This is a genomic window from Algoriphagus lutimaris (assembly GCF_017051705.1).
GTDB lineage: Bacteria > Bacteroidota > Bacteroidia > Cytophagales > Cyclobacteriaceae > Algoriphagus > Algoriphagus lutimaris.
This window is the reverse complement of the sequence record NZ_JAFIDJ010000003.1, coordinates 1-13,440: the sequence shown is the minus strand read 5'-3', so window position 1 is coordinate 13,440 and position 13,440 is coordinate 1. Positions and strand designations below refer to the sequence as shown.

The window sequence follows — 13,440 nt, the reverse complement described above, 5'->3', positions numbered from 1 at the left end:
AAAATGTATCAACTTTTACCCTTGTTCAGACATCTCTGTTTATTTGTCCTCACTAGTATTGGCTGCTTATTTTTAAGTAAAAGTAGCTTTGCTCAAGGGGAGGAATCCGTTATTCTTACCATAAATTCAAATAATCAATTTCAAACAATTGATCATTTTGGAGCTTCCGATGCCTGGTCTATTCAATTTGTAGGACTCTGGCCAGATGGGAAAAAAAATGCAATCGCTGATTTACTTTTTAGCACAAAGTCAGAAAGTGGAAAGCCTAAGGGAATCGGTTTGTCCATGTGGAGGTTCAATTTAGGTGCCGGCAGTGCAGAGCAAGGAAAAGAAAGTGGAATCAAAGACGAGTGGAGAAGGGCAGAGTCCTTCCTAAATTCTGAAGGAAAGCTTGACATGTCAAAAGCAAAAGGCCAAGTTTGGTTTGCCCAGGCAGCTAAAGATCGGGGAGTGGATAAATTGTTACTTTTTTCAAACAGTCCATTAGTTCAATTTACTAAAAATGGGAAAGCATTCTCCAGCGATGGAAAGTCCAATCTTGATCGAGATAAGGCAAAGGATTTTGCGGATTATATAAGTTCTGTGGGAATTGGGCTTCAGAACATTGGTCTTCACCCTAAGTATATTAGTCCGGTCAATGAACCCCAATGGGACTGGTCTGATGGTGGACAAGAGGGAAACCCTTATACCAATGATGAAATAGCATCTTTTATAAAAATTCTTGATCAAAGTCTTTCTGAACAAGGGTTTGAAGCCAAAATTGATGTGGCGGAAGCAGGGAAAATAAACTACCTTTTTGAATTGGCTGATAAGCCTGATCGAGGTGAACAAGTGAAAGCTTTTTTTGATCCATCCTCTGAGAATTATCTGGGGAATTTGAGCCATGTTTCTCAAGTGATCTCTGCTCATAGTTACTTTACCACTAGCCCTTCAACTGTTTCCGAAAAACTAAGGTCCCAAGTTTTGTCTGAATTGGAAGCAATACCGGGACTCAACTACTGGATGACGGAATATTGTATACTCGGAGGGAATGAAGGTGAAATAAATGGGAATGGAAGGGATTTAGGAATGGAATCAGCACTTTACTTGGCTAGAGTGATTCATCAAGATTTAACGATTTCAAACGCATCTGCATGGAATTGGTGGCTAGCAGTATCACCCTATAATTATAAGGATGGATTGGTTTATATAGATAAGGATAAGAGTGACGGGGCTTTTTATGAAAGTAAAATGCTATGGACTTTAGGAAATTATAGTCGGTTTGTCCGACCGGGATTTGTGAGGGTAGAGGCCTCCATCAATTCGGGTAAATTAATGGTGTCTGCCTATTTAGATCCTGGAGGCAAACAAAAAGTGGTCGTTTTGGTGAATCCCGAGCCTAAGGCTATTCAAGTCTCATTGAATGGTGATAGCTCCAAGATTACTTCGATTCAAAGTTACCTGACCAACGAGCAGTCAAATTTATCCCCTTTATTAGTTTCAACTGATTTTCAAGTACCTGCAAAATCGATAATGACTTTGGTGCTGGACTAAAATGAAGGTTTTACAGGTAGAAATTTTAGTATAAAAAAAGCCCTGCAAAGTTAATTACAGGGCTTTTGTCTATTTTAAGCTTAAATTATGCAACCTGAAGTCGTTTGAATTTCGACTTGTCAAATTTACTTTGAGCATATTTTCCATCAATGATCAATTCAGTGATTGATTCATCAGATGGGATTTCATACATCGCATCGGTAACAATCGCCTCACAAATGGATCGCAATCCTCTTGCTCCCAAATTGTACTCTACTGCTTTGTCTACAATAAATTCGATGGCACTATCCTCAAACACAATATTCACTCCTTCCATAGCAAGAAGTTTTGAGTATTGTTTTACCAATGCATTTTTAGGTTCGGTAAGGATTCTTTTCAAGGAATCTTTATGCAATGGATCTAAGTGAGTCAGCACAGGAAGTCTTCCGATTAATTCAGGAATCAATCCAAAGGCTTTTAAATCCTGGGCAGTAACATATTGCAATAAATTCTCTCTATCCGCAGAAGGGCCAGCATTATTCTTACTGAATCCCATCGGTTGAGTATTGAGTCTTTTTCCAATATGTCTGGCAATCCCGTCAAAAGCACCACCGCAGATAAATAAGATATTTTCCGTATTCACGGCAATCATCTTTTGATCTGGGTGTTTCCTGCCTCCTTGTGGTGGTACATTTACTACTGTTCCTTCCAGAAGCTTTAACATGGCCTGTTGTACACCTTCTCCGCTGACATCTCTTGTAATGGACGGATTATCTGATTTTCTGGAAATTTTATCCAGTTCATCAATGTACACAATACCTCGCTCAGCCGCTTCCACATTGTAATCTGCTGCCTGCAATAACCTAGTAAGAATACTTTCTACATCTTCTCCCACATACCCAGCTTCCGTCAATACCGTTGCGTCTGCAATACAAAAAGGTACTTCAAGAATTTTTGCCAAAGTTTTAGCTAAATAAGTCTTTCCGGTACCTGTATCACCCACCATGATGATATTTGATTTCTCAATTTTGACATCATCTTTTTCGTCTTTCTGGGAAAGCCTTTTATAGTGGTTGTATACCGCTACGGTTAGCACTTTTTTTGCTTCATCCTGTCCAATAACAAATTGATCCAAGAAGGAAGTTAGTTCCTTTGGCTTTTTTAATTTGAATTTAGGTTGGGCTCCTTCTGATTTTTTGGTTTTATCTTCTTCACCAAGAATCAAATGAGCTTGTTCGATGCAGAAATTACAGATATGGGCAGATATACCCGAAACCATCAGGTCTACATCTTTTTTATTTCTACCGCAAAAAGAGCAGGTAACTTGAGCCATTACTTAAGGTTTTTTTACTAAAACTTCATCAATCAGACCATATTCCTTGGCCTCTGGAGCTTTCAACCAATAATCTCTATCTGAATCTCTTTCGATTTCATCAAAGGATTTACCGGTATGATTTGCTAAAATCTGATACAATTCCTGTCTCATGGAAAGAATCAATTTCAAGGAAATTTCCATGTCTCTAGACTGTCCTTGCATTCCCCCGGAAGGCTGGTGAATCATTACTCTTGAATGTTGCAAAGCTGATCGCTTATCTTTTGCTCCTCCTGCTAGTAACACAGCTCCCATAGATGCAGCTATACCTGTACAGATAGTCGCTACGTCAGGTCCAATGTACTGCATCGTATCATAAATTCCCAAACCTGCTGTTACAGAGCCTCCTGGACTATTGACATAAAGCAACACATCTTTTTTGGAGTCTACTGATTCCAAGAATAAAAGCTGAGCAACAATGATGTTTGCAATGTGATCGTCGATGCCTGTTCCAAGGAAAATAATACGATCCATAATCAATCTAGAGAAGACATCAATTTCACGGAAATTCTGTGGACGCTCCTCGATCACAGATCGAGTCATATTTTCAATATGCTGGGTGTATTGGTCAAATGCCGTACCATTTACGCCTTGATTATGGATGGCGTATTTTCTGAATTCTTCTTTATTGATCATATTCGAGTTTGTTGTGGTAAACAAAAATAAAAAAAGCCCTTAAATAAGGGCTTTTTTATGATAGCAATAATCAAATTAGTTTTCTAAAAGTTCCTTGAACTGATCGATAGAAATTTCTTTTTCTTTCATATCAACAGTTTCTTGAACAAAAGCAAGTACTTTATCATTCTGAACTGAAGTAAGCATATTCATGTAGTTCTGTCCTTCTTCACCTTTAAGGTAATTGTCTACAAACATGTCCATGCTGTCTTCCATTTGAGAACCTAATCCAGAAGAAGCAAATTGCTCACGGATCATTTCTTTGGTCTTAGCAATTACATCTTCATGCTCAGCTTGAATCTTGTTTTCAGTAGCTAATTGATTGGAAATCAATGACCAAACAAGTTGTTTCGCATACATAGGGAATTCTTTCTCTACATCCTCAGCAGAAACTTTTCCTTCATTGGCACGGATCAACCATTCTTTTAAGAACTCCTCTGGCAATTCAACTTTTGCAGACTCAGTTAAAGTTTTTTTCAGCTCTTCTTCGGTGAATACTTTAGATTCCCTGTCGTAATTACCTTGAAGAGTTTCCTTCACTTTAGCAACAAATTCTTCTTCAGACTTCACTACATCTGGACCAAAAATTTTATCGAAAAATTCTTGATTCATTTCTGCAGTTTCAGTTCTATTAATGTTTTTTACTGTGAAAGTAAGAGTTCCTTGTGCAGATTCAACTTCCTCATCAGACATACCAAAAGCATCTTTCCATTGTGCTTTCTTCACATCTTTAGAATCAAATTCTATTACGGCATCTTTGCTGATGCCAATGAATTTGCCTGCAAGCTTTTTAGTGATTTTAGATAAGTCCAAAGAAAGAGTTTTGGTAAAACCGCCTTCTGTAGCAGTCAAATCACCATAGATGTGATCACCTGCTTCACTTACCTCAGGATTGGTACTTTTTCCAGATTGGGATTTCAAGTTTTCGATCGTTTCCTCTACTAACTTGTCATCTACTTTGATGGAATATTTTGTTGCTTTGAATTTTTTGTCCAAAGGTACTTTAATGCTTTCTACAAAACCGATTTTGTAATCAAAATCAAATTCTTTTTGAGTTTTCCAATCAATAGAATTGTCTTCTTTTTCTACTGGAAGAGGCTCACCAAGAACTTTAAAAGTTTGTTCTTTTAGGTAGTTATTTAATGACTCTCCTAAGATTGAATTGATTTCCTCAACCAAAACAGAAGTGCCATAGATGTTTTTCACCATGGAAACCGGTGCTTTGCCAGGTCTAAAACCTTTGATATTGGCTTTCTTGGCATAGTCTTTCAGTTTCGCATCTACCTTTGGTTGGTAATCTGCTTCGTTTAGTTTAATTTTAATTAAAGCTTGATTTGCTGAATGCTTGTCTATTGAGATTTCCAAGGCGTTTGAATTTATTATGATGATTAACTAAAAACCCTCAATCTCCTTCCTGTTGTCAAACAGTAGAGTGATTGAGGGTTCGGTATTGGTGCGGATAGAGGGACTCGAACCCCCATGCCTTGCGGCGCTAGATCCTAAGTCTAGTGCGTCTACCAATTTCGCCACATCCGCTAATGGTACAATCGGAGCGAAAATCATGGATATTTCATTCCGTTTCCTGATTGTGGATGCAAAGGTAAATAGTAATTTTCAAAATGCAACAAGTCTCGAAAAAAAAATAAAAGAATTAGGCAAATAATTTCATAGCATACATTTTTGAAATAAAAATAGGTTTGTATGATCCAAGTGGATGTAGAAGAAGAACGAAAAGAAATTCTCAAGCGCTATCGACGTTTGTTGAGACAGGCTAAACCTGTGCTCAAGCCTGGGGATACAAAAATTATAAAAAAGGCTTTTAATGTATCCCAGGAAGCGCATAAGGAAATGAGGCGGAAATCTGGTGAGCCTTATATATATCACCCTTTAGAGGTAGCCTTGATATGCGTAGAAGAAATTGGGCTTGGGACCACCTCTATCGTTGCAGCACTCTTGCATGATGTTGTAGAAGATACAGAGTGGGAATTGGAGGATATTGAAAGGGAGTTCGGCCCGAAAGTGATGTCCATTATTGATGGGTTAACCAAAATCTCAGGAGTCTTTGATTATGGTAGCTCGCAGCAAGCAGAGAATTTCAGGAAAATGCTATTGACCCTATCTGATGATGTACGGGTTATCCTGATTAAATTGGCCGATCGACTCAATAATATGAGGACGCTTCAGAGTATGCCTCGACACAAACAATTGAAGATAGCTTCAGAGACCATGTATCTCTATGCTCCTTTGGCGCACCGTCTGGGTTTGTATTCCATTAAATCTGAACTGGAAGACCTTTATCTGAAATACACAGATACTGAAACCTATATGGATATAGTTCAGAAAATCAATGAGTCTAAAAGTATTCGGAATCGATTTATCAAGTCGTTTATACAGCCTATTGAAGATGAGTTGATTAGGCAGAAATTTAATTTTGTCATCAAAGGGAGGCCTAAATCTGTTTATTCCATTTACAGCAAAATGAAGAAGCAGGGGATTCCATTTGAGGAAGTGTATGACTTATTTGCCATTCGTATTATTTTAGATAGTGATCTTGAGAATGAGAAAGCAGATTGTTGGCAAGTGTATTCCATCGTAACAGATTTTTATCATCCAAACCCAGATAGACTTAGGGATTGGATCAGTACTTCTCGCTCCAATGGATATGAGTCTTTACATACCACTGTGATGAGTAATACCGGGCAGTGGGTAGAAGTTCAAATACGATCCACAAGAATGGATGAAATTGCAGAGAGGGGGTATGCCGCTCATTGGAAATATAAGGATAGCAGCACCAAATCTACAGCAGGTTTGGATGATTGGATATCTCAGGTCAGAGGTTTATTGGAGTCTAATGATGGTTCTGCCATCGAATTTATGGATGACTTCCGGGGAAATCTTTTTCATGAAGAAGTCTTTGTTTTTACTCCTAAAGGAGATTTGAAAGTATTGCCATTTGGATCCACTGCGTTGGATTTTGCCTTTGAAATCCATACTGAGATCGGGGCGAAATGTATCGGGGCAAAAGTGAATCAAAAACTGGTGCCTATTTCACACAAACTAAAGAATGGAGATCAGGTAGAGATTTTAACTTCCAATAAGCAGCGGCCTACAGAGGACTGGCTCAATACGGTAGTTACATCCAGAGCAAAGGCAAAGATCAAAGATGCGCTGAGGGAGGAAAAGAAATCCGCGATTTTGGATGGAAAAGAGATTTTGCAGCGGAAGCTGAAACAGATGAAAATGGAATTCAATTCTGAAGCGGTCGATAAACTTCGGGCCTATTTTGAATTAAAAACCGCCAATGAATTTTATTACAGATTGGGTAAGGGAATAATAGATCCCAAATCTATTAAGTCTTTTAAAACTTTTAAAGAAAACCAGAAACTCAAGAGCAAAGCGATTCAGGAAAAGGTGAAAGATGAATCGACTTTTACCAAAGAAATCAAAAGTCTGAAGGGACCCGATCATGATCAGTTATTGATAGGGGAAGACATGGATGTAGTGGATTATATTCTTGCAAAATGCTGTAATCCAATTCCAGGTGATGATGTTTTTGGTTTTGTGACCGTCAATGAAGGAATAAAAATTCATAGAACTTCTTGTCCCAATGCTTTGGAACTTTTGTCTAATCATGGAAATCGAGTGATCAAAGCGAGATGGACCAGTCAACAAGAAATTGCTTTCCTCGCGGGACTCAGAATTATCGGAACAGATAGAGTAGGGTTGATCAATGACGTTACTAAGGTGATTTCCAATGAATTGAAAGTGAATATGAGATCCATTACGGTAGATTCTGATGCAGGAATTTTTGAAGGAACGATCAAGTTATATGTGCATAGTACCGAACATTTAGATGAACTCATGAAAAACTTGTCCCAAGTAGAAGGAATCCACAAGGTTTCAAGGTTTGATTAAGCATTTGAATTATTTCTACCGTACAAAAGTTATATTTGAAAAAATTAGCTCAAAATGCCTTTGAATACCACGCATTTCGAAGAGGTGAAAAAGATATTTACCGCGTATCTGGAGAATCAAAAACTCCGTAAGACGCCGGAAAGATATGCGATCCTCGAAGAAATTTACACCCGAACTGGACACTTTGATGTAGAGTCTCTTTATATCAGTATGAAGAATAAGAATTACCGAGTTAGTAGAGCCACTGTATATAATACCTTGGATTTGCTGGTGGAGTGTGATTTGGTGACCAAACATCAGTTTGGAAAAAATTTAGCTCAGTTTGAAAAATCATACGGATATAAGCAGCATGACCATTTGATTTGTGTTGAATGCAATAAAGTGTTGGAATTTTGTGATCCACGCATTCAAAATATTCAAAATACCGTTGCTGATATTTTAGATTTTCAGGTTCTACACCACTCCTTGATTCTATATGGCAATTGTAAAAAAGTCAATTGCGAAAATAAAAAAGCTGAAGAATGAAATTAACCTATACAACCAGCAAGGATGATCTTGCCACTTATCTCTTTATTAAAGGGGATTTAATTGGGGATGAAACAGGGCCTCAATTAGTAGAGGTCGTATCAGATGCTATTGAGGATGGCGTAAAAACGTTTGTAGTCGACTTAAGCGAAGTGAGATATATCTCTTCTAGTGGTATTGGCCTATTAATCACTATGTTGACCAAAATGAGAAATGTGGGAGGAGAAGTGTATTTAGCTGCCCCTTCCGAGCATGTCAAAAAATTGTTGATCATTACCAAGCTGAATAATATTTTTACGGTATATGAATCGGTAGAGGCTTTTAAAAAGGAGAAAGCTTCTTAAATCTTTTACTTTTAAAGTAGTAGGATTTTATTTGAAAACCCCTGAAATATGAGAGGCTGCAATAATAAATTGTGTCTAAGTCTTGGTTTTCTATGGGCTTATTGCAAATTTCACGCCTCAAAAAGTTTTAGCATAAACGATAGACCGCACATCAAATGAAGATGGATGTACTTCTGGGGCTCCAATGGGGAGACGAAGGTAAAGGAAAAGTTGTAGACGTTCTCGCACCACAATATGAAATAGTAGCTAGATTCCAAGGAGGACCTAATGCAGGTCATACACTTGAATTTGATGGAATAAAGCATGTTTTACACCAGATTCCTTCTGGTATTTTCCGTTCCCAGATATTAAATATTATTGGCAATGGGGTAGTTCTAGACCCTATTGTGCTTAAAAAAGAAATTGATGGATTGGCCAAATTCAAAATTGATTACAAAAAGAATTTAGTAATCTCTAAAAAGGCTACCATTATTATTCCCACCCATAAATTGCTCGATGCAGCCTATGAGCAATCCAAAGGCGATAAGAAAATCGGATCTACCTTGAAGGGTATTGGCCCGACTTACCAAGATAAAATTGGAAGATCTGCTTTACGGGTAGGAGATATTTTGAGTGCTGATTTTAATGAGAAATACACTGCTTTAGTAGAAAAGCACAAAAACACTCTTTCCCACTTTAATCATCCCATTGATGCCTTAGCGGAAATGGAGGAACAGTTCTTTGCAGCAATTGAATTCTTCAAAACCTTGAATTTGATTGATAGTGAGTACGTAGTCAACGACGCATTTGCAGAGAATAAAAAGATTTTGGCTGAAGGAGCTCAAGGATCATTATTGGATATTGATTTTGGTTCTTACCCTTATGTGACCAGTAGTAGCACTATGACAGCTGGCGCATGTACTGGTTTGGGAGTTTCTCCTTCCAAAATCGGAGAAGTATTCGGTATTTTCAAAGCATACTGTACAAGAGTAGGAAGTGGTCCATTCCCAACTGAACTATTTGATCAGACTGGAGAGGCTATGAGAAAAGAAGGGAATGAGTTTGGAAGTACTACGGGAAGACCTAGAAGATGTGGTTGGTTAGACCTTCCTGCATTAAAATATTCGATCATGATCAATGGAGTCACTCAATTATTCATGATGAAAGCTGATGTGCTGAATATCTTCGAAGAGATTCAAGTTTGTACCCATTATGAATTGCCATCTGGAGAGAAAATTGATCGTTTAAGTTTTGAGATTTCGGAACAAGATGTGAAGCCGATTTATAAAACCTTAAAAGGTTGGAACTGTTCTTTGGAAGGAATTGATTCATATGAGAAATTCCCAGCAGAATTGAAGGAATATGTTAGCTATCTTGAGAAGGAACTAAATGTCCCAATTAATTTAGTATCAGTAGGGCCAGACAGAAGTCAGACCATTCTTAAATAGCCATTCAAATAAAGATTTGGAAGCCTTCAGTTTAAAACTGGAGGCTTTTTTATTTCTGAGATTTTTTAATCTTATTTTAGAAACACAAATGATCGTGTTTTGAGAACCAAAATTGCTTTTTTTACTCTTTTATTATTTATAGCTAAGATGAATGTCTTTGCTCAATCGGGGTTTCCGTATTGCGAGACATTTGACTCAAAAATAACTCAGCCTACTACCATATTGGGTGCAGATGCTCAATTAGTGGAAGGCGCTTTGAGGCTTACCAATAACCAGGTTGACCAGAGAGGTTATGTTTATATAGATATTCCCTTTTCTTCAGCTTATGGAATTAAGACTTCTTTTGAGTTTTTTAGTTATGGAGGAAATGGGGCGGATGGGCTGGCTTTTTTCCTATTTGATGCCGAGGTTCCAAATTTTTCTATAGGAGGGTTTGGTGGTTCCTTGGGCTATTCAAAAAGATTTGACGAACCGGGGCTTGCCGGAGCTTATATGGGGGTGGGTTTTGATGAGTTTGGTAACTTTGGAAATACTGCAGAAGGTAAAAACGGAGGCTTTCTTGGAGCAGGAACAAGCTATGTTCCCAATAGCATCGTCATACGAGGTCCTGGAAATGGATTTTCTGGATATGAATTTATAAAAGGTAAAAAGACCATGGATTCAGGACCGGATGGATTGGCAGAAGACCAGTTTTTCCCAATTAGTTCTGGTGGTATAGGTACGACCAGAGTAACTGACTTGAATCAGCCAGGATATAGAAAAGCAAACATCAGCTTGACTCCAAACCCGAGTGGGATAGGGTATTTAATCACCTTAGTGATGGATTATACGGTCGAACAAAATAAGCACCGGACCATTACTATTTTTCAGGATGTTCCATTCCCTTATATAGCTCCTCAGAATTTGAAACTTGGTTTTTCTGCTTCTACGGGAGGATTTACAAATTTCCATGAGATAAGAAATTTGATAGTGGAAGTTGCAAATGATGAAGATTTATTGAATCCGGAAGGTTCTGATATTTCAGATTGGGAATCCTGCGCAGCTACCGAAAATTCATTTTATATCACGGAAGAGCAGGTGGAGTTGTTAAATGATAATTCTTCTATTTCCTGTCTTCAGTTTTTTAGGACCTTGGAAGAGATAGAAGGTATCTCTGAGGATATTTGTGAACAAGCAAAATGCAATGAAGAAAACAGGTTGCTTGTGATGCCTGAAGGAATATTTCAGGCAACTGATGAGTCGGGGGGATTTTTATTTACCCCTAATTTAGAATATGTAGGGGAAGAGGTTTCTATTTATTATACCGTTACTGATAATTATGGAAAAAGATCTCAAGGGAATTCATTAACTATCAAAATTCTTGATTCACCTCCTCCTATGGAATTGGTTCAGGCAGAAGGAGAAGAGCGAGTAGAAGATATTTTTCTTTGTGGAGGAGAGACGGTTTTACTGAAGGGGATAAATGAAATTGATTATTCACAAATAGAGTGGAGGAAGGACGGAGTTAAAATTCCCGGGGCAGAAGGGTTAGAATATATTGTTAAAGAGTCGGGGATTTATACCATTGTAGGTTTTAATGAAAGAGGCTGTTCTATTTCATCCAATGAAATTGAAGTTACCTATCCCGAAGCTCCCACCTATGATATTGAAAATCCAATTGTAGGATGTATACCAGGTGAACCAATTGATTTGACATCTTACTTGGAGGGCTTTGATCTGTCCATCTATGATTACTTGCTTACTGGAAATGGGATTTCATTTAAAAACGAACAACTGAAGGAAGTTGCAGTTTCCGGAAACTATGATTTAACAGTGAAGCCAAAAAGTCTGGATTGTTATTCCAATCCTATTTTAATAGAAATAATCATATTGGAAGAAGAGCTCGTTTCCGATTTTGAGTTTGAAGTACAGGGTTCTGGAATTACTGGGGATATGGATGGAGGAATTTTTCCAGACGATGTGATCCAATTTAATAATCTGTCAGATGATTCATCGGTGATTTGGAGTTGGGATTTTGGTGATGGAAGTACCAGTAAGTTGGAAAATCCAACACACGTGTATGGAGCAAAAGGCGAGTATGATATTGTTTTGACAGTGGAAAACGAATTGGGTTGTTTGGCTACATCCACGAAAAGGCTTTCAATAACCAGAAGTTATAGAGTCATGTTTCCTTCAGGCTTCACCCCCAATGAAACAGAAAACATCACTTTTGTACCCAAGTTTAAAGGTATAGAAAGTATGGAACTTCTAATTTTCAATACTTGGGGGGAATTGATTTTTCAAACAGATGCCATAGACACCGAAGGCTGGGATGGAAAGTTGGATGGGAAATTACTGGATGCCGGCATCTTCATATATAGATTTAATGGAATAGCCATTGATGGTGAAAAAGTAACAAAGACAGGTAAATTCAGATTAATCAGATGATGAGAAGGTTACTTTTTTTACTAATGGTTTTACAAATGACTTCTGCATGGGCGCAGGATGTTCAGTATAGTCAGTTTTATGCAAATCCACTTTACCTAAACCCTGCATTTGTGGGAAGCACGGGGTTGACAAGGCTTGGGGTAAACTTTAGAAGTCAATGGCCTTCATTAGACCAAAGCTTTATTGCTTATACTGCCTATGCTGATCATTTCGTTGAAAAATATAATTCCGGGATTGGAATTAGTATTTCGGGGGCAAGGGAATCTTTTACTCAAAGTCAAGTGCATGAAATTGGACTTTTGTATAGTTATAGACTTCGTTTAGGAGACCGTAGGTTTTTACATGCAGGCTTTCAAGGTTCTTTTGTAGCAAGAGATGCATTATTTGATCAGGTAGTCTTAGGTACCCAGTTGGATATCGATCGAGGAGTGATTCTTGGTTCGCCGGGAAATGGTTTTGAAGGGGATAGTAGGTTAAGAGATGTTGATCTTCATACTGGTCTGCTTTATTATGATGACAAATTTTGGTTTGGGGTTTCTGCTTTTCATTTATTAGGACCGGAAATCAGTTACCTGGAAATGGATGGAAACAAACTTGCGTTAAAATATTCTCTTCAAGGAGGAGTTAAATTTGATATGGCTCCTGGGGATATCAATGATTATTTTAATAATACGGATCAGGAACGCTCCCTTTCGTTTGCGTTTAATTATAAAAAGCAGGGGCAATTTTCACAATTAGACATAGGGTCAGAGTTTTATTTTGAACCATTAGTCCTCGGAATTTGGTATAGAGGGCTTCCTACAAAGTATAGTTTACCTAATAATGAGTCTATAATTTCATTGATTGGTGTTCGTTTAGATAATAGAATGGAGTTTGGATACAGCTTTGATTTCTCTATTTCTAAGCTGGGTCAAAAATATTCTGGAGGTGCCCATGAAATTTCGATTAGGTATGTTTTTTCCAGTAAAGACCCTTCCAAAAAGTACTATCCGGAGCTTCCTACCTTCAGATATTAGTGATTAAATAGCTCGAATAAAATTATAATTTGTTTTATTAATCATTATCAAAATTAAATATAAATCAGGTCATCTGATTTTATACAAATGCAATAGAATGTATTTCCTAAAATTTTTATTCTTCTTTTTCAGGGGTTTATGTTAGGGGGAGATATTTTTTGAGGAATGATATTGTTGTTACGGATAAAAGTAGGATATTTGCACTCCCAAACGACGCGAACGGCGGA

Annotated in this window: 10 protein-coding genes and 1 tRNA gene; 7 read left to right on the top strand and 4 right to left on the bottom strand. The window is 37.7% G+C overall.

All coding sequences use genetic code 11. From position 1 onward, the window contains the following. Nucleotides 1–3 precede the first annotated feature (3 nt). Complete coding sequence (locus JYB62_RS17385; protein ID WP_205646681.1) at nt 4–1,533, top strand: glycoside hydrolase; 1,530 nt, start codon at nt 4–6, stop codon at nt 1,531–1,533. An 85-nt stretch (nt 1,534–1,618) separates the two neighbouring features. Here the strand turns inward: JYB62_RS17385 and clpX are convergent, their stop codons facing one another. The 4 genes from clpX to JYB62_RS17365 form a co-directional block, all read right to left on the bottom strand. Further along, nucleotides 1,619–2,845 carry an ATP-dependent Clp protease ATP-binding subunit ClpX gene (gene clpX / locus JYB62_RS17380; protein ID WP_205646680.1) on the bottom strand — a complete coding sequence of 409 codons (1,227 nt, stop codon included), beginning with the start codon at nt 2,843–2,845 and terminating at the stop codon, nt 1,619–1,621. Between the two features lie 3 nt (nt 2,846–2,848). Beyond that, the gene (locus JYB62_RS17375; RefSeq protein WP_205646679.1) at nt 2,849–3,520 is read right to left on the bottom strand and encodes a ClpP family protease; all 672 of its coding nucleotides are present in this window, start codon (nt 3,518–3,520) and stop codon (nt 2,849–2,851) included. Nucleotides 3,521–3,595: 75 nt separating this feature from the next. Then, the gene (tig, locus tag JYB62_RS17370; protein WP_205646678.1) at nt 3,596–4,924 is read right to left on the bottom strand and encodes a trigger factor; all 1,329 of its coding nucleotides are present in this window, start codon (nt 4,922–4,924) and stop codon (nt 3,596–3,598) included. Nucleotides 4,925–5,010: 86 nt separating this feature from the next. Next, nucleotides 5,011–5,095: transfer RNA gene (locus JYB62_RS17365), tRNA-Leu, on the bottom strand. Nucleotides 5,096–5,260: 165 nt separating this feature from the next. Between JYB62_RS17365 and JYB62_RS17360 the strand changes: the two genes are divergently transcribed. The 6 genes from JYB62_RS17360 to JYB62_RS17335 all read left to right on the top strand — a co-directional run bounded on the left by JYB62_RS17360 (nt 5,261) and on the right by JYB62_RS17335 (nt 13,213). Continuing rightward, nucleotides 5,261–7,474, top strand: a complete 2,214-nt coding sequence (locus JYB62_RS17360; RefSeq protein ID WP_205646677.1) for a RelA/SpoT family protein — start codon at nt 5,261–5,263, stop codon at nt 7,472–7,474. Between the two features lie 54 nt (nt 7,475–7,528). Then, entirely contained in the window at nt 7,529–7,999 is a 471-nt protein-coding gene (locus JYB62_RS17355; RefSeq protein ID WP_074226581.1) for a Fur family transcriptional regulator, read from the top strand. Then, nucleotides 7,996–8,343, top strand: coding sequence for an STAS domain-containing protein (locus JYB62_RS17350; RefSeq protein WP_205646676.1), 348 nt, complete (start codon nt 7,996–7,998; stop codon nt 8,341–8,343). The genes JYB62_RS17355 and JYB62_RS17350 overlap by 4 nt, the downstream gene beginning before the upstream one ends. Nucleotides 8,344–8,498: 155 nt before the next feature. Then, on the top strand, nt 8,499–9,770 hold the full coding sequence (locus JYB62_RS17345) for an adenylosuccinate synthase (protein WP_205646675.1): 1,272 nt from the start codon (nt 8,499–8,501) through the stop codon (nt 9,768–9,770). Nucleotides 9,771–9,917: 147 nt separating this feature from the next. Further along, the gene (locus JYB62_RS17340; RefSeq protein WP_205646674.1) at nt 9,918–12,197 is read left to right on the top strand and encodes a PKD domain-containing protein; all 2,280 of its coding nucleotides are present in this window, start codon (nt 9,918–9,920) and stop codon (nt 12,195–12,197) included. Beyond that, a complete protein-coding gene (locus JYB62_RS17335) occupies nt 12,194–13,213 on the top strand; it encodes a PorP/SprF family type IX secretion system membrane protein (protein WP_317194685.1) in 1,020 nt (339 codons plus the stop codon). Before JYB62_RS17340 ends, JYB62_RS17335 begins: the two co-directional genes overlap by 4 nt. The last annotated feature ends 227 nt before the right edge of the window (nt 13,214–13,440 follow it).

Bases quoted from the DNA above. Each gene is read 5' to 3' on its own strand.
- JYB62_RS17335 (WP_317194685.1), top strand. From the start codon at position 12,194: ATGATGAGAAGGTTACTTTTTTTACTAATGGTTTTACAAATGACTTCT.
- JYB62_RS17340 (WP_205646674.1), top strand. From the start codon at position 9,918: ATGAATGTCTTTGCTCAATCGGGGTTTCCGTATTGCGAGACATTTGAC.
- JYB62_RS17350 (WP_205646676.1), top strand. From the start codon at position 7,996: ATGAAATTAACCTATACAACCAGCAAGGATGATCTTGCCACTTATCTC.
- JYB62_RS17385 (WP_205646681.1), top strand. From the start codon at position 4: ATGTATCAACTTTTACCCTTGTTCAGACATCTCTGTTTATTTGTCCTC.
- clpX (WP_205646680.1), bottom strand. From the start codon at position 2,845: ATGGCTCAAGTTACCTGCTCTTTTTGCGGTAGAAATAAAAAAGATGTA.
- JYB62_RS17355 (WP_074226581.1), top strand. From the start codon at position 7,529: ATGCCTTTGAATACCACGCATTTCGAAGAGGTGAAAAAGATATTTACC.
- JYB62_RS17360 (WP_205646677.1), top strand. From the start codon at position 5,261: ATGATCCAAGTGGATGTAGAAGAAGAACGAAAAGAAATTCTCAAGCGC.
- JYB62_RS17375 (WP_205646679.1), bottom strand. From the start codon at position 3,520: ATGATCAATAAAGAAGAATTCAGAAAATACGCCATCCATAATCAAGGC.
- JYB62_RS17345 (WP_205646675.1), top strand. From the start codon at position 8,499: ATGAAGATGGATGTACTTCTGGGGCTCCAATGGGGAGACGAAGGTAAA.